General features: G+C 43.0%; 11 protein-coding genes and 1 pseudogene. 7 read left to right on the top strand and 5 right to left on the bottom strand.

Annotated elements, in window-relative coordinates; translation table 11 throughout:
• The first annotated feature begins 308 nt into the window (after positions 1-308).
• The 7 genes and pseudogenes from JOE49_RS18225 to JOE49_RS26935 all read left to right on the top strand — a co-directional run.
• Positions 309-1,772 carry a GH32 C-terminal domain-containing protein gene (locus tag JOE49_RS18225; RefSeq protein WP_160790158.1) on the top strand — a complete coding sequence of 488 codons (1,464 nt, stop codon included), beginning with the start codon at positions 309-311 and terminating at the stop codon, positions 1,770-1,772.
• Between the two features lie 54 nt (positions 1,773-1,826).
• Entirely contained in the window at positions 1,827-3,164 is a 1,338-nt protein-coding gene (locus JOE49_RS18220; RefSeq protein ID WP_209942284.1) for an ABC transporter substrate-binding protein, read from the top strand.
• 98 nt (positions 3,165-3,262) lie between these two features.
• Positions 3,263-4,138 carry a carbohydrate ABC transporter permease gene (locus tag JOE49_RS18215; protein ID WP_209942282.1) on the top strand — a complete coding sequence of 292 codons (876 nt, stop codon included), beginning with the start codon at positions 3,263-3,265 and terminating at the stop codon, positions 4,136-4,138.
• A gap of 1 nt (position 4,139) precedes the next feature.
• On the top strand, positions 4,140-4,973 hold the full coding sequence (locus JOE49_RS18210) for a carbohydrate ABC transporter permease (RefSeq protein WP_209942280.1): 834 nt from the start codon (positions 4,140-4,142) through the stop codon (positions 4,971-4,973).
• A 13-nt stretch (positions 4,974-4,986) separates the two neighbouring features.
• The gene (locus tag JOE49_RS18205; protein ID WP_160790318.1) at positions 4,987-6,075 is read left to right on the top strand and encodes a glycoside hydrolase family 172 protein; all 1,089 of its coding nucleotides are present in this window, start codon (positions 4,987-4,989) and stop codon (positions 6,073-6,075) included.
• A 39-nt stretch (positions 6,076-6,114) separates the two neighbouring features.
• The gene (locus JOE49_RS18200; RefSeq protein ID WP_209942278.1) at positions 6,115-7,107 is read left to right on the top strand and encodes a LacI family DNA-binding transcriptional regulator; all 993 of its coding nucleotides are present in this window, start codon (positions 6,115-6,117) and stop codon (positions 7,105-7,107) included.
• A 374-nt stretch (positions 7,108-7,481) separates the two neighbouring features.
• Positions 7,482-7,898, top strand: a pseudogene (locus JOE49_RS26935) (IS30 family transposase); the annotation flags it as partial.
• Positions 7,899-8,005: 107 nt separating this feature from the next.
• Here JOE49_RS26935 and JOE49_RS18190 read toward each other — a convergent pair.
• The 5 genes from JOE49_RS18190 to JOE49_RS18170 all read right to left on the bottom strand — a co-directional run bounded on the left by JOE49_RS18190 (position 8,006) and on the right by JOE49_RS18170 (position 17,022).
• Positions 8,006-8,770: a DMT family transporter gene (locus JOE49_RS18190; protein ID WP_348635904.1), complete on the bottom strand. Its 765-nt coding sequence runs from the start codon at positions 8,768-8,770 to the stop codon at positions 8,006-8,008.
• Between the two features lie 3,192 nt (positions 8,771-11,962).
• A complete protein-coding gene (locus tag JOE49_RS18185) occupies positions 11,963-13,531 on the bottom strand; it encodes a glycoside hydrolase family 32 protein (protein ID WP_280922065.1) in 1,569 nt (522 codons plus the stop codon).
• A 72-nt stretch (positions 13,532-13,603) separates the two neighbouring features.
• Complete coding sequence (locus JOE49_RS18180; RefSeq protein WP_023988674.1) at positions 13,604-15,223, bottom strand: ABC transporter substrate-binding protein; 1,620 nt, start codon at positions 15,221-15,223, stop codon at positions 13,604-13,606.
• 18 nt (positions 15,224-15,241) lie between these two features.
• A complete protein-coding gene (locus tag JOE49_RS18175; RefSeq protein WP_013309484.1) occupies positions 15,242-16,123 on the bottom strand; it encodes a carbohydrate ABC transporter permease in 882 nt (293 codons plus the stop codon).
• Positions 16,124-16,137: 14 nt separating this feature from the next.
• Positions 16,138-17,022: an ABC transporter permease gene (locus JOE49_RS18170; protein WP_245248700.1), complete on the bottom strand. Its 885-nt coding sequence runs from the start codon at positions 17,020-17,022 to the stop codon at positions 16,138-16,140.
• Between the last annotated feature and the right edge of the window lie 50 nt (positions 17,023-17,072).

The raw sequence follows: 17,072 nt of genomic DNA, 5'->3' as shown, positions 1-17,072 counted from the left end.
AAGAGAAGATTGGAATATTCCCACGAGTGATAATTAGTATCCAGCGTTACTGTGGTTTCAGCCAGAACCGTTCTATTCCCGTCAATTTCGTGCCCCTACTTCAATCGCACCTATTGTATTTTTGAATCCCCCTGAATGGTAAGTGTTTTTATTATTATTTTATTTTTAGGCAAACGTTTTACTATATCAATTTATCTTCAAAAAACTATCTTATATATTCTTTTTATAATAGTATTGTAAGCGTTGACATTTAAATAACTTATGATATTATGTGTTTGTAAAACGTTTTACTAAATGGAGATGATGTGATGAAAAAAGTATTTTACAAACCGAAAGACGGATGGGTTGGAGATGTGATCCCGTTCTATGACAATGGAGAGTACAAGCTCTACTATCTCCATGATCAAAGAGTTGGCGGAGATTACGGAAATCATACGACGTGGAACCTACTCACAACCAAAAACGGCTTGGATTTTGAAGATTATGGAGTAGTTCTGCCCAACGGAAGCGAAGCCGATCCCGACCGGAATGCATATACCGGTTCAGTGATTAAAGACCCGAATGGCATTTATCACCTTTTCTACACCGGGCACAATCCTAGCGCTGAGTTTTGCATTGATGGAAAGCCTTTACAAGTCATTTTGAAGGCAACCGGCACCGATGGAATCCATTGGACGAAGGATGAAAATTTTAAGCTTTATGGAGACGCAGTTATTTATGAGCAATTCGATTGGCGCGATCCGTTTGTGTTTTTCAACGAAGAACGGCAAGAGTACTGGATGCTCGTCACTGCGAGGCAAATGAACTCTTCCGAAAAGAGAGGCGGTTGCATTGCTCTTCTCACTTCACATGATTTGGTACAATGGCGTTTTCGGGAGCCGTTTTACAACCCGGACAAGTACATCACTATGGAATGTCCGGATTATTTCAAAATGGGAGACTGGCACTATCTGGTCTACTCGACGTTCAGTGAAAAGTTTGTGACACATTACAAAAAAAACAAAAGCATTAAAGGCGTGTATACCTCCCCTATTCTGGATACTTTTGACGGCAGGGGGTTTTATGCGGCGAAAACGGCTTCGGATGGCCAACAAAGATACGCTTTTGGCTGGGTTCCTTCCAAACAAGGTGCAAGCGATTACAGTGACTGGGAATGGGCCGGAACCTTGGTCGTTCATGAGGTTTATCCAAACGATAACGGCGATTTGCTCGTAAGGATGCCTCAGTCGATTTATGAGCATTTTAATACCGAAGTAGTCATTATTCCTGAAGCGGAGAAAAACTGTCGCCACACTGGAAGCCAATTCGAACTAGAGTCTCCCGATGGACTGGCTTACAGCGTATTCAATGAATTACCTTCCCAAGTCCTGATTGAAGCTTCGTTTACGGACTGGAAAGAGACCAAAGACTTCGGCATCGCGCTGCGAACTGACAAAACTCTCGACATAGGATATTTCATCAAATTTGATCCATTCCACAATCGAGTTGCATTCGATATGTGGCCAAGAACCGAACCCGGTTTTTTCCAATGGCAAATTGCTGGTGATAAACCGCAAATGATCGAACTGGAAAGACCATTTCCGTTTAGCCAGCACGACCGGATTACGATAAAACTGATTTTGGAGGATGACATCCTGTGTCTGTATGTCAACGCTGTCATTGCAATGACAACACGGGTCTATAACTTCAAAACGGGCCACATCGGTTTTTTTGCAAACGAAGGCTCCGTTAAAGTCTATGATGTCAAGCTCAAGACGGCAGCAAAAGGTTAGAATTACAAATCTTCAAAAAATATTTGTAATGATATATATAATGGAGGTTTTAAAATGGAGAAAATAAGAAAAGTGTCGAAGATCGTCTCACTTCTCACTATTTTTGCATTGATTGCAACTACTCTCGCAGGTTGCGGGGGGGCTTCCGGAACTAACGCGGGCAAGCAGCAAAATTCGTCAGATGCCTCCAACGGCAAAACGATTACATGGTTGTCGGCTCGTCCAGCAGACGGAGCGATCGTCCAAACGATCCGAGAGCTGGCAGACCGGTATACGAAAGATCATTCCGGATTCAAGCTGGATATTCAAGTGACGTCCGATAGACCTTCCTATTTAACTAAGCTGAGAACGCTCGTCGCTTCCGGCGAAGCTCCAGAATTTATTGATATGGACGCCGATCCGTACGCCCAACAATTGGCAGATGCCGGAATGCTGGTTGATATGAAGAAATTCCTGAATGAACAAGGATTGTACGATCAGTTCTACGAACCTGCGCTGAAATACCAGCAATTACCTGATGGAAGCCTGTACCTTCTCCCTTTGGAGTATCATTTGGAAATGACTTGGTATAACAAGAAAATATTCGCGAAAAATAACCTTACCGTTCCCAAAACCATTGATGAGATGCTCACGGTTAGTAAGGCGCTTAAGGACAAGGGGATTACCCCGATCGCCGTTGATGGCGTTGATGTTTGGCCCTTGCTGCGCTATGCGGCCATGATTCCTTTCCGAGCTACCGGAAATGAATTTGCCCGTAACCTGAGCCAAGGTAAGGCCAAAATGACCGACGAGGTCGGAATGAAAGCGGCGAACTTTGCCTACGAGATCGGCCAATACTTTCAGGAAGGGTTTGCCACGACGGATTATACGACAGCCAAGAACATGTTCCTCAACGGTGAAGCTGCTATGTATAACATGGGTACCTGGGAAATCCCGTCTTTCATAGACAAAAATCTGCCGGAAAAACTTAAAGGCAACGTCGACTATTTCTACCTGCCAACCATTGATAACGCCAAAACGCCGGATAACGAGTTTTTTGGAAACAGCGGGATCGGCCTTGCTGCCACAACCAGCAAATTCGACGAAACCACCAAGGACTTCCTAAGTTATGTCTTGAAAAATTACAGTGACGTCTACGTAGCTAAACAGCAGATGTCACCGCTCAAATTTACGATTAAAGACGAGTCCCAATTCTCCAAACTGTTCCTCCGGATTAAAAAGGATATGGATAACTACGGTTCAGAATTTGCCAAGCCTTGGGATACCTTGCTGGATGCCAATACGAACTCCGTCATGAGCGATTTAATCATCAAATTGACGATGAGGGCCACGACGCCGAAAGAATTCGCCAAGCAAGTCGACGACACCATTGCCCAAAACGTCACCAACTAGTCTTTACATGCAGACAAACTGCCAGCCACCCGGTCATTCAGGGCCGGGTGGCTACCTTTCACTCAGTCTGTCAATACAAACAAATGGGGAGATTCTATATGAATGTACTCAAGGACAAGAAGGCATGGTTAATTTTTATCACGCCAGCCTTGCTATTTTATTTAGGAACCGTCTTTGTCCCAATCATTCAGTCGCTGAATTACGGCTTTCAAGATTGGAATGGAATAAAGGATGCCAGGTACATTGGTCTGGGCAACTATATCAAAATGTTTAAAGACCCCTACTTCTGGAATTCCGTGCAAAATAACTTGGTGTATGTCGTGATCGTGGTACTCATGCAAGTGTTTATCGGTTTGTTTTTCGCATTACTGCTCTCTTACATCAAAAAAGGAGCCGGCATTTTCAGAACATTGTATTATTTGCCAGCCGTGGTAGTCACCGTCGCTATCGCGCAGATGTTCCGTAACTTCTATTCCCTGCAGCCGCTGGGCTTGCTAAACATGTTCCTGGATTGGATCGGATTGGGCCACTTGCAAAGTGCCTGGTTATCCAATCCGCACACCGCATTGATCGCAGTATCCATTCCCGAAGGCTGGCGCTTTACAGGCATGTATATGGTTATTTTTTATGCGGCCCTGATCGCGATTCCGAAAGAGATCGAGGAGGCTGCAACCATAGACGGTGTTAATGGATGGCAGCTGATTCGATATATCAAATTGCCGAGTATCAAGCATGTGCTGAGTTTGGCCCTTATCATGTGCACTACCGGTGCGCTAAGAGGTTTCGATATCCCTTATATCATCGGTGTACCGGGTTCGACGACTGAGTTGGTCACGACTTATATGTACAAAAGAGCGTTCTCAACCAATCAATACGGATATGGAAGCTCGATCGCCGTATTTATCGTGATCGAAAGCCTGCTTGCCGTTCTTCTTATCCGGGCCATATTCAATTCCAGGAAAGGAGAAGCATAACATGCGATCCAAAAAAACAGCTTGGTCCTTCCTGCTCTATTTTATCGTCATCATGATCCTGATCGTGCAGATCTACCCGGTTGTCTGGCTGATGCTGTCCAGCTTCAAATCAAGCATCGAACTGACGACAAAACCCTTTTCGCTGCCGACGTTATGGTCGTTCGAAAACTATGGGAGTGTGTTTAGGGAAAGTAATCTACTGCTGTATATCAAAAATACAGCCATCGTTACGTTCAGCTGCCTACTACTGATCATCTTCTTAAGCTCAACGGCGGGTTTTGCTCTCGTCAAAATGAATTTCAAATTAAATTCGAAACTGCTGCTGTTCTTTACGGTCGGTATCATGATTCCGATTCAAGTCACCTTAATCCCGTTGTTTATTATGTACAAAGACTTCGGACTACTGAACTCGTATCTTGCGCTAATCCTTCCACAAGTTGGATTTGCCTTGCCTTTGTCGATTTTGATCTTCACCAGCTTTTACAGTTACGTGCCCAATGAATTGATTGAAGCCGCTGTCATGGACGGGTGCAATATTTATCAGGTGTTCTATAAAATCATTTCACCGCTTACCATCAACACGACGATCACGGTCGCATCGATCAATTTCGTTCTCATTTGGAATGATTTTATTTTTTCCAACACCTTTACGAACGACAAGCAATATAAAACGATCGCGGTGGGGCTTCAGGAGTTCATCGGGGCTTTCGGAGCGACGGATTGGGGGCAGACATTTGCGGCTATCAGCATCAGCATCATCCCAATCATTATCATATATTTATTTTTAAACAAATACTTGATGTCCGGCGTTTCTGACGGAGCAGTTAAAGGATAAGGAGAGATCAACTATGCAATCCATGAATCACCTTTTTGGCAAAATGAGAGGAAAAAGCAGAGCGATCACAGCGGAAAACCCACGAGGCCTGAAAGGAGAAGGCGGGAAAGCCACGGGTTCCTTGGGAATTGCCCGAAAAGGCAAAGCCTTTATCTCGCTGGCCCAAGGTGAAACTGCCACGCTCGTCGATATCGAAGGTCCGGGCATCATCCAGCACATCTGGATGACCGTGACCGACCAAACCGAGACTGGGTGGTTCGTGTTGCGTGATCTGGTGTTGCGGATGTATTGGGACAATGAAGAGGCCCCCTCCGTGGAAGTTCCGCTGGGCGATTTCTTCTGCAATGGGTTCGGTGCCAGAGCGATCGTCAATTCCTTGCCGATCGTGGTGAACCCGGTCGGCGGCATGAACAGTTACTTTGCGATGCCGTTCAAAAAAGCCGCCAAAGTAACCATTACGAATGAGCATCCCCAGGAGATCGAAGCGTTCTTCTACCAGTTTGATTACGTACTGGTTGATGAACTCCCTGAGGATACGGAGTATTTCCACGCCCAATTCCGCCGAGAAAATCCTACCAAGCTCAAGCAGGATTATACGATTATAGATGGAATTAAAGGAAGAGGCAAATATGTCGGCACCTATATGGCATGGACTTCTTTATCACGTTACTGGTACGGCGAAGGGGAAGTGAAATTTTATCTCGATGGCGACCTGGATTGGCCGACCATCTGCGGAACAGGTACGGAGGATTACTTCGGCGGCGCTTGGGGCTTTGTGAAATACGACAACGGGAACCCGGTGCAGGAACAGACGTACTCGACTCCCTTTATGGGCTTTCCGCATTTCCAGGTGACAGACAACACCAGATCGCATATTTATGATGGAGCTGCTTGTCCGATGCGCGGCTTCTATCGTTGGCATATACTTGACCCCATTTTGTTTGAAGAGGATTTACGTGTCACCGTTCAACAGATCGGGCATGATGGAAAAGCGTTATTTGAAAGAAGTGACGACGTGAGTTCCGTATGCTATTGGTACCAGACTGAACCGCATCAAGTGTTTCCCGCACTGCCTGGCGTATTGGAAAGACGTCCTCGCTAATCATAGGAAAAGCCGCAATAAAAAAAGTAGAGGTAAAAAATGGCTAAGAAAAGGGTTACCTTAGTTCAAGTGGCAAAAGACGCGGGCTGTTCGCCCGCGACAGTCTCCCATTTTCTGAACGGCAACTTTCAGAAAATGGGCTTGCAGACGAAAGAAAAGATCAGTCTCTCGATCACAAAGTTAGGTTACCAAGTGAACCCTGTTGCGAAAAGCCTCATTACCGGCAGAATGCACACGATTGGGCTCGTTTTATCCGACAGTACCTATGACGGTTATTTTGAGGACCTATACTTCCTCCATTTTGCCAAAGTTATTAAGCAGCAGTTAAAGATGCTGGGATATAAAATAATCCTGTTGGACTTTGAAGAAATCTTCATGAATATCCAGATGGTTGACGGGATCATCGTCAAAGCGACCATAGGTACAGAAAAATTCATGCCCAAATTGATGGATCTGAACGTACCAGTCATTACTATTGGACGCCACAATTTATCTTATGGAGCACACGTATTGCGCGTCAACGACTACCAAAGCGGTCAGACCGGGGTGAATCACTTATTATCCCGAGGTTTTCATAATCTGGTTATTTTGACTTATCCGCACGGTCATGTGCCCGGATTCGACGACCGCCTAAACGGTGCTAGCGATACCTTGCAGCAAAACGGAAAACTAATGACCGTTATCACAGGAGATATGACGGAGAATTTCGGTTACGATACCGTGAAAAATCTGGCCCAAACCAACCAGCTACCGGAAGCGTTGTTTTGTTTAAGCGATACTTCCGCCATCGGGGTCTTAAAGGCCTGCAAAGATTTGGAGCTGTCCGTTCCACAAGACCTTGCCGTTTTGGGTGTCGATGATATGCCGACCGTCTCCGAGCTACTGAGCTTATCGACTATCCGGCATCCTATCAACGAATTGGCCGAGGCCGCTTCTAAGTTGATGATAGAATCCATTGAGTCTGACGGGCAGCACATCGCACCTGTCGAAGAAATATTTCCTACGGAATTAATGGTTCGGCGCACCAGTTAATATTGTAATGCGCTTTTAGAAAGGTCCTAAAATAGTCGAGCACAAGGATAAATTGAATTCTTGCTCGACTTTTTTATACCCCCTTTGTCTGCTATTCGCATTCGCTACACAGATTATCCTTCTCCTTCTAATTCATTAACTCAAACGATTTTACTCCTCTCTGCACATATTAAGTACTTTTTCCATTTGAACTGTCGTTGACGAATTGTAATATGAAGTTCGACACCTGCTGGAAGTAAATGAAAAAGGGCCCATAGCTGGATTCGTGTAGAATGCAAGTTCCTACACCCACAATCACACAAGGAGAATCCACCATGAGCTACACTCATCTTAGCATGGTCCAACGTAGTAAGTTAGAATCCTCCATCATCAAGGAACTGGATACGGTCGTTAGTAAGGGCTGCGTCGCTACATTGGTTGAACGCAAAACTCGCGTCTGTCCACTGCGATTCAGATGCCGGATGGAAATTGCCTTTGGCGTAGCTGCTTCTCAGTACCCTGCGAAAGCCTTCCAAACAGCAACTGCTGACCGAGGCAAGGAGTTTGCCTGTTATGCAAGTTTGGATGCTACGTATGGGATTCAGGTCTAATTTGCTGATCCCTACTCTTCCTAGCAACGCGGCTCGAAATGAAAACGCCAATGGACTACTGCGAGAATTCTTTCCCTAGGGGACCGATTTCGCGCAAGGGAAGACGTAGAACTGGCACGTACTTTAGATCTAACACGGAAATGTCTGGGTTGGAAAACTGCTCATGAATCCTTTACAGAGAAACTGTCGCACTTGGTTTGACAATTCGTCCTAACCTGATCAAAGAACAACAGCGACAATCCAAGAAGAGAAATTAAAGTTCTAGACTCTCGCTGTTTCTGTCAGCTTTACTATTTATTTAATACGTTTTATGGCTTTTCTTTCTGGGGTTTATCGTCGCGAATGACTAATAGCACCCCAATAAAAATAAATGTTGTACCCATCCAAAAAGACAAACCAATCTGTTCATCTAATAATAACCAACCTAAAAAAGTACCAACTATCGGCTGGAAGAAGAAAAAAAATCCTCCATTGGAGGCACTAAGCTTTTGCAAGCCTCGATTCCACAACAAAAAGCCACACGCAGTAGATACGACCCCCAAGTATAGCAGGCCTCTCCAAATAGAAGGTTGCATTATCGCTAGAAAATCAAGTTTAGTTAATCCCCCAAGTGTAAAAGGCGTTAGAAAGGCAACTGCTACAAGGATACTGTAGCTTGTTACGACAATTTGCGAATATTGCCCTGGTACACGCTTTACAAGAACAGACATAAGTGACCACGTTAGTGCTGCGATAATCAGTGATATACCACCCAGCTGATTTGAGGTATCGATTTGAGCATTTCCAACAATAACACAAACACCAATTGTTGCTAAAACAATAGAGATTGCTTTCTTTGCAGTAATTTTTTCTTTAAGGATAATTCGTGCAAACAGGACCATAAATGCAGGTGTCGTTGATGTAATAATGGCTCCCATTTGTGCAGAGGAAAGCATAGTTCCAACCTCTTGGGTTACTATGGAAATCGTATTCCCAATTAACCCAATCAAAATAATTAATAGCCAGTCACGTTTCGCGACACGCCATGATTGTTTTGTTATAACTCCGATAATTAATAATGCTAAAAGAGCAATTACATAGCGGAGTCATACTAATTCAAGTGGTGGTACAATGTCGACCACGACTTTAACGACAACATACATTCCGCACCAAATGCTAGCGGCGAGCGATAAATATAAAGAACCAAGTAAGGTATTTTTCATTGTTGCCCTCCGTTTTATAGACATTTATTTATGTCCTTAACGGAGATGTAATTACTCTTCCGTTAAGGGAGAATAATTACAGGTACATCATTTTCGAAAAGTGGTGAATACATCATCAGCTTTCAGCTCCTTTCAAACTTTTACAACAAACTAGCTTTATCAGGTACACAAATTTTAACTACATTTACTAGGCCGTGTCTTCAAACTTAAGCAAGCCACACTAAAATGGATGTCAAGGCCAAAAACGCCCCAGCATGTTATGAAATCTCAGTGCTTACGGAATTCATCGCTAGAAAACAAACACCGTCAACTTTAATTAGTTCGCGAGTGTTTTTCTGATATCGAATTAAAATTCAATTTTAGGATCTCACTTCGTTCAATACGTTTAGCAAGTAAAAACTGCTTCCAGAAAAGGAATACTTCGCTTGTGGAAGGTCTAAAGCGTTGCAATCTACTGAACCTCCATGACTTACGAATCGAGCGAGTGGCTTATCTGTTACGTATTATGATCCTAAAATTGCCGGAGTCAGTAGTAATCTTGAATTTATGGCTCCTCTTACAAAAATCTTTATGGGGTTACCTTAACGAATATCGAGATCATTAAGGAACACGAAAAAAATAAATTCGTGTTCCTTCCATTTTCCAAGATTCATAATGCGCTATTTAATTCCTGAGATTATAACATCGACCTTTTCAACCTTCAGATTGGTGTACAGTTCTACTTCACGTTTTATGTTTGCTTGAAGTTAAGCGGCTAACAGATGCAAAGGAGTCCTTAAGGTAGTAATAATGGCTAAGCAGATTGAAATCTTTCCCCCCTCCTTGATTTGAACAGTAATACTTTTATAAAATTTATGTTTGTCTGTCCTTTTCTTTATATGATCAGCAATGGCTGTTACTTCGCTCGAGCTCCATATAGCTGAGCTTGCGATTTTCGCTATAGCTTGATTAGACATCTGAATATAACCTGACACAGAAGCCACTTTCTTATCCCTTCTTTGATTTATTCTTTAGAGAAATGTCCCCCTTATGCTGTAACTATTCTTAAAATGGAGTTTAATATCTGTCATAACTGACTTTCTTTCAATTTACTGAGTCGGAAGCATTCATTCCAACGATTTCGGCAAATACCATTCTGAAATGCCAAGCAAGGCATGACGGCGGATACAAAAAAACTTCGCTACTCCTCTTCCCTTTTTATCTTTTTTCTTAATATCATTATAAATTCAAATAAAAATTGATAAATCGTACTTTAGGGAAGCAGGTGAATGTACTTTAGGGAAAAAAAGGGGTAAGGGTACAAAAAAAACGGAATGTAAATAACACTCCGCATGTTCTTTAGGGACTCCTATTTGGAAAGCTTGAGGATTTATAAGCTGCTAAAATTTCTCCAATGTTCAAAAAGCATCAAAAAAAGACAAGTCTCCATTGATCACTACGCTTGTCTGAATTGTATGTGATTCTAACATTTTGCTCAAATGAACGTCAATTATCAAATTCAATGTAAGGCTGTGTAGCCATCAACATTTTTGTTGTGCTGCACTTACTACGGACATGATTTTTTTAGCTAAAATAAGACTTCTCAGACAAGTAAGAGACAATTAATAGGCGTCCTACAAACCATATGTTGCAACTTTCCATGCCACCTGGCGAGGATTACGTCAACGCCAGATTTTTCTACTAACCTTTACCACTCTTAATATCATCCTCTGAAAGTCATAGTTAGTTCGAGCGAGGCATCACGAGTATGGCCAGGGATGCTTTCCCACAGCCCTTACTTGGCGGTACTTCCACCCAGAGAAATTTTATATATAGCGAATCAGTGTGATTAATCTACAACACCTCCAAGATTATTCCCGATCTCTCTCATAAATAGGGTATTATCTTGAAGGTGTTTAAATTTTTCCAACACTATGCAATTGTCTGTTACTTTCTGTTAGTTTCCCCAAGTTTAACTCTTCTTTATAGATAGACTATAAAAAACATAGCTATAAGCCCTTTTTTATTTCAAGCTTAGTCCGATTTATAGTAAAAGCCAATTGCAAAATAAAAAATACGTTCCTAAATACCCTATATAATGTGTTTATATATATTTTGTATACTGTATATAGTATATAAATTTAAAATAAGTCTAATTCTGTCTGGATGTTTCTTGACCATTATTTAATTGCGTACAGCATCTCTTCCCAAGCTGTTATCCCCCTTGAAAAGTCACTTTTAAATTAGAAAACCTATTAATTTATCTCCTTCAAATCACCAATACTGCTCTTAGAAAATCTAAACATAAAAACATGCTCTACTAACACTACTTAGAAATTAATATCTCTTATTTAGGTGATACTACCTAATAGAGGTAATAGATATGGAATAACACATATTGGAGCACAATTTGCCTGAGCTAGGTCATACGGAAGGGTTAATTATCTGTATTAACTGCTAAGCCATTTCCTAAGCAGCCTTATGTATGAGATGCATTTTCAACTTGCAGTAATGGGGATTTTAAACGTGGCGAATTATTCTAACTTGGGAGACTGTATTGCCACCCCATATTCTATAAACATATAACCTTATAAAATCATGTTTTATTAATTTCCATGTTTGATCTTCATTTGATACACGAAATCACTTCTAAATATCGTTCTTTTTCTTTCCCGTTCCATCAGCTAGAGTATATAGTTCAAAGAACTCAAGACCATCAATTATAATCTTCTCTCTCTTATGGAAATTATAATTGAGGATAATTGACCAGGGCATGCACGGACAGATTCTTACGCCTTTCACCACTGCAGAGCAATAGCCCTTATTCACTTTTAATGAGATTGCTCCATGGTCGTCTTTCGAGTTCTGCTAACTTTCCAAGGATATGAAAACACCCGATACGGTTGTGAGCCGACCGGGTGTTACGTGTCCAGGCAGAAAAATGTTACTTTAATTGGTTTTGAGGACCAAGTTTCAGATACGGATGCACGCAACCGGGCTGTAACCACTTCGTCGAATCAAGCCAATGCTTAACGAGTTCCGTCGTGAGATAATTAAAATTTGAATGATATCAATAGTTAACGTCTAAACATTCTCATTTCCCCAAATGCTTACTAGATCATTGATTTGAAGCGATACGACCCTTAGTTCTCCGCCAATGGCATAGAGTTCCAGCCCCCTGCTCTCCAAGTCCGGGAAAATCATGTCTGAGATGATTGTTTCTCCATGATTTCCGAAGACCTCGACACTTGACCAATCCACGTAAATACTCAGTTGTACCCGTCCATGCTCTGGCTTCATAGGGGCCTTGTGTATTGCTGTGAAATCGGAATGAAAATCAATGGCGCTCGACTTCGTCCGATCGACGAACAACTCCCCATTCGAGCTATTGTATCCGATGATCGTCTCCTGATTAGAAGACTTCCGCACTTTGAACCCGAATTCCACGGCAGTGCTGATTTCAAATTCTGCAATAATTTCTGCCTTTGCAGCAGAGAAATCAGACAACACGTTCATACCTGGCTTAATCGTCAAGTCTTGCAGAGACAAAATCGGTTTTCTTAGCTGACTTAATTCACTTATGGGTGCTTGGATTAAGTGAAGTCCCTCCGGATAAGTCCTAAGCTGTAGCTCACGGGGAATTGACATCTTGCCACGCCATTCCTCTGAAGGTAGCGTGGTACCATAACGCCAATTGTTCATCCAGCCGACCCAAATCTTTCGACCGTCCTCGTTTGGAATCCCATTCCAGGTCACGGCCGCGTAAAAGTCTGATCCGTAGTCTACCCATTTAATAGTATCGAAAGATTCCAACGTTCCATCCAGAGCAAATGCCTTACCGTCAAAGTTGCCTATGAAATACATCATGCCAGAACCACCTGCCGGTGGTTCCGGATCATCTGGATTCACACCATTTCTATCCCCGACACTTAGCATCAGAATCCACTTCGTGGTATTAGGATCCTCATCCACTTGGATTTGAAGTATATCAGGACATTCAAATATCCCTCGGTGGATATGCGGAATGTCAGAACCGAATTCGCTTGCAAAAGACCATTCTTTCAGGTTTGGAGATGTGTAAAATTCTACACGTTCTCTTACGGCAAGGACCATGATCCACATCGACGATTCATCATGCCAAAACACCTTCGGATCACGAAAGTCTAGCGTTTCCATTGGGAATAAAACCGGGTTACCTTCATATTTTGTCCAGGTTCGACCTTTATCCCTGCTGTAAGCAATGCTTTGCACCTGCGGCTTGCCGGGCTGAGCCCTGTTGCCCTCATTCGTATAAATTGCAACCAATCCTGATCCTTCTTCGTTGAAAAATCCGCTTGTATTGTTCTTATCCACCACCGCACTTCCCGAGAAGATCGCTCCGTCCTCTCCAGGCGGAATTGCCGGTGAGAGTTCGTCCCAATGTATTAGATCCTTGCTTACCGCATGCCCCCAATGCATGCGGCCAAAGTCAGGCTGCGTATCATGGGGCGTATGCTGGTAGAACAGGTGGTACTCTCCTTCATAGTAAACCAAGCCGTTTGGATCGTTCATCCAATTTTTCTCAGGTGAATAGTGGAATTGAGGCCTGTATGTCTCCCTATAATAACTGTTTCGTGATCCTTTTCTGCTGCTACTGTCGCCCGTTAGGAACATGTCTTTAATGGTATCCACTCTCCTATTGATTGTTGATAAGGTGTTTAACAGCCCAACCACCTTTTATATATTTCAGCCTTGATCTTTAAGATATCGGTCGTAGCCTTTCTGCTTGATTTCCAGCCATTTGTCTAGTCCCAGTCTGGACAGCTCGGCCTTATATTCCGCCCATTCTTCTTCCACTTTGCCTGTTTTGATCCATTCTGCCCGTTTGCGGTTAACGTAAGCAAACAAATCGGTCTCCAGTGTGGAGATCTGCTTCTGATCCTCCAGCGAGAAGAAGACTTTCGGGAAATTATGGTCAGCCTTCATATAAGGAACGAGTCTTTTCTTTATGAGCTCGAGCCGCCCCACTGCATCGTCGGGCTTGGTCGTTACTTTTCCGTAATATTCGTCAAGAATTGCCAATGGACCACCGATATTCGTTTTTTGACGCAGCTCGACTGGCGCAGTTCCCTTAAGCGGAAGATGCTTCAGCATATGACTCGCTTCATCGTATTCAAAAATGTTCTGCTGAGTTTTGTCGCCGTAGGTGCCCCAGTTGTCCTGTACGGACTGGATGGGTTCATACAGTTGGTCAATCCATTTTGCTGTAAGCTCAAGATTTTTGTTGTCACTGGTAATCACCATTCTCCCCCGGTCAAAGCCGAGATTGTTCGTGCGGGTCACATTGACTTCACCGCTTGGCCCCGCGAGCGGATTCATCAATTCATATTTATCGTTGTCTCCTGAAATGTTCGCCTTATCCCATTGAAAATAGAGACCATATTTTTCATTCTGTCCTTTGGCCAGATACGTATTGTAATCCTGCTCGAATGACTCTTCGTCAATCAGGTTCAGCTTATAAAGCTCATTAAGGTATTTGATCCCCTCTTTATAACCGTCCTGATCGGCAGTGAAGACCACTTTCCCCTCATTGGTCACTACAGTATGATCGCCGTTGTCCCCAAGACCAAATGATCCAAACAGAAAATTCAGGTCCTCATTGCCGTTATTGAGTATAAAGGACAGCGGGATTTCATCCGCCTGGCCATTTCCGTTAGGGTCGTCATTTTTAAATGCGAGCAGAACTTTTTTTAAATCCTCGGTGGTTTTTGGCATTTTAAGTCCCAGCTTTTTCAGCCACTCCACATTGATCCATGGCATATCGTTTACAGAATGAATGCTCTCCTTCCCGGCCCCCAGCTCTTCAATCCAGGGAAAAGCATAAATATGCCCGTCCTGTGCAGTTATCATGGATTTGTACTCAGGCGCTTCCTTCAATACCTTCTGTAGATTCGGCATGTATTTATTAATCAAATCCTCCAGAGGGATAATGGTTCCATCCTGTCCGAGGTTCAACAAATCATAGTCGGAATAGCCGGCATCCAGTATGGCATCTGGAAGATCTCCACTGGCAACAGCCAGGTTTCTTTTTTCAATGAAGGAATCGGAGGTGAAGTTGGTAAAATCGATATGCACCCCTGTTTTTTCTTCCAGTCTTTTATAAATCAACTTTTCATTTGGATCGGAAGGTGCCAGCGGCGAGCTTTGAGTCATAAAATGCAAAGTAACTTTCTCTTTAAGCGGCAGAGTAACATTTTCCAGCTTGTAATCTTCGGATGCCGCGGAATTATTGCCTGAACCGCCACATCCGGCAAGCAGTGAAGTAGAAAGTACCAACACAGACAAAGTTAGTAATGTTTTTTTCATCTCTATACCCCCGGTTTTTTATTTGATCGAACCTACCATGACACCCTTTTCGAAATACTTCTGGAAGAATGGATACATCACAATCAAAGGCAAACTTGATATGACAATGGCAGAGTACTTAATCATTTCAGACAATTTCTTAAGCTCCGCTTGTGCCATCGCATCGGCAATCATGCCGGGCTGAACCTGATTCTGTATCAAAATGGAGCGGAGTACCAGTTGAAGCGGAAACAGCTTCGGATCATCCAAATAAATCATGGCGTCGAAATAAGAATTCCACTGTCCGACAAAAGCGTATAAAGCTAGAACAAAAATAATAGGCTTGGAAAGCGGCAGGACGATTTTAAAGAAAATACTGAGCTCGGAAGCTCCGTCTATACTCGCCGCCTGGAACAACTCTTTCGGAAGTCCCTGGAAATAAGTCTTTGCCAGAATAATATTGAATACGCTGATCGAGCCGGGCAGAATAATGGCCCAGACCGTATTCAACATGCCTAAATCCTTAATCACCAGATAGGTAGGAATCAGACCGCCACCGAAAAACATCGTTATCAGGAAAAAGATCATAATGGACCGTTTCCCTACCAACTCTTCAATCGCAAGCGGATAAGCCGCGAAGACGGAAAATAATACGGTTGCGAACGCAAAGGCTGCTGAATAAAAAATAGCATTAAAAAAACCGCGGATCATGGCACTGTTGCTTAGGATTTTGGCATATCCCGTGAGTGTCCAGTCTGATGATGTAATGGCAAACCCTTTGGTAATCAGGGTATTTGGAGTTAAAAAGGACGAAAGCACCACATAGACCAGCGGTAACAGAATAGCGAGAACAAACAAACCAAGTAGAATATAATTGATGATGAGCAGAATCCGGTCCTTCCCGGTGTAATGAATATCCATAAATACCTCCTTCTTTAATACAGCCCTTCTCCTTCGTTCAGCTTCTTGACGACGGTATTTACGAAAATCAACAGGAATACATTAATTACGGAATTGAACAACCCGATTGCCGTAGAATAAGCATAATCGCCGGATTGCAACCCCACCTTGTATACGTAAGTCGCGATGATTTCCGAGGTTGGTGTGTTCAGAGCCGTCTGCATCAGGTAAGCCTTTTCATAGCCGATCGACATAATACCTCCTGCAGCGAGAATGAACAGGACGGCCATGACGGGTTTAAGAGCTGGCAGATCAATGTGGAAGATTCTCTTCATCAATGAAGCGCCATCAATTGTTGCAGCGTCATGCAACTGCGGGTCCACATTGGCTAAGGTGGCCACATAAATGATAGAGGACCAGCCCGCTGTTTGCCATATACCGGACAAAATATATACCGTTCGGAAATAGGCGGGATCAGTCATAAAAGAAATCGGCTTGCCGGTGAAGGTTGTTACCAAAGCGTTCACTATTCCAGCTGGCGATAGAAAAACAAACAGCATACCGGCAACAACAACAACCGAGATGAAGTTAGGTGCGTATACAATAAGCTGAATATTCTTCTTGAGCTTCGCTCCTCTGATCAGATTTAGCATTAAGGCCAGAATAATCGGTACTGGGAAACCGAGAATAAGACCGTAAGCGCTTAATTTAAGCGTATTCATTAAAATGTCATAAAAATTTGGTGATGAAAGAAAGCGCTGAAAATGTTCAAATCCAACCCATTCGCTGCCCATGATTCCTTTTCTTGGGCTGAAATTTTTAAACGCAATGATCGAGCCGTACATGGGAATATACTTGAAAATGACGGTAAGAATTATGGACGGAAGCAGAAACAAATACAATATATAATTTCGAACCATGTAGCTTAACCAATGGTTTCTTTTTTTTGTTTCTGAAGCCTTTAGTCCCC

The organism is Paenibacillus sp. PvR133 (genome assembly GCF_017833155.1).
Lineage (GTDB): Bacteria > Bacillota > Bacilli > Paenibacillales > Paenibacillaceae > Paenibacillus > Paenibacillus polymyxa_B.
The sequence above is the reverse complement of the archived record's forward strand: the minus strand, read 5'-3'. Positions and strand labels throughout refer to the sequence as shown.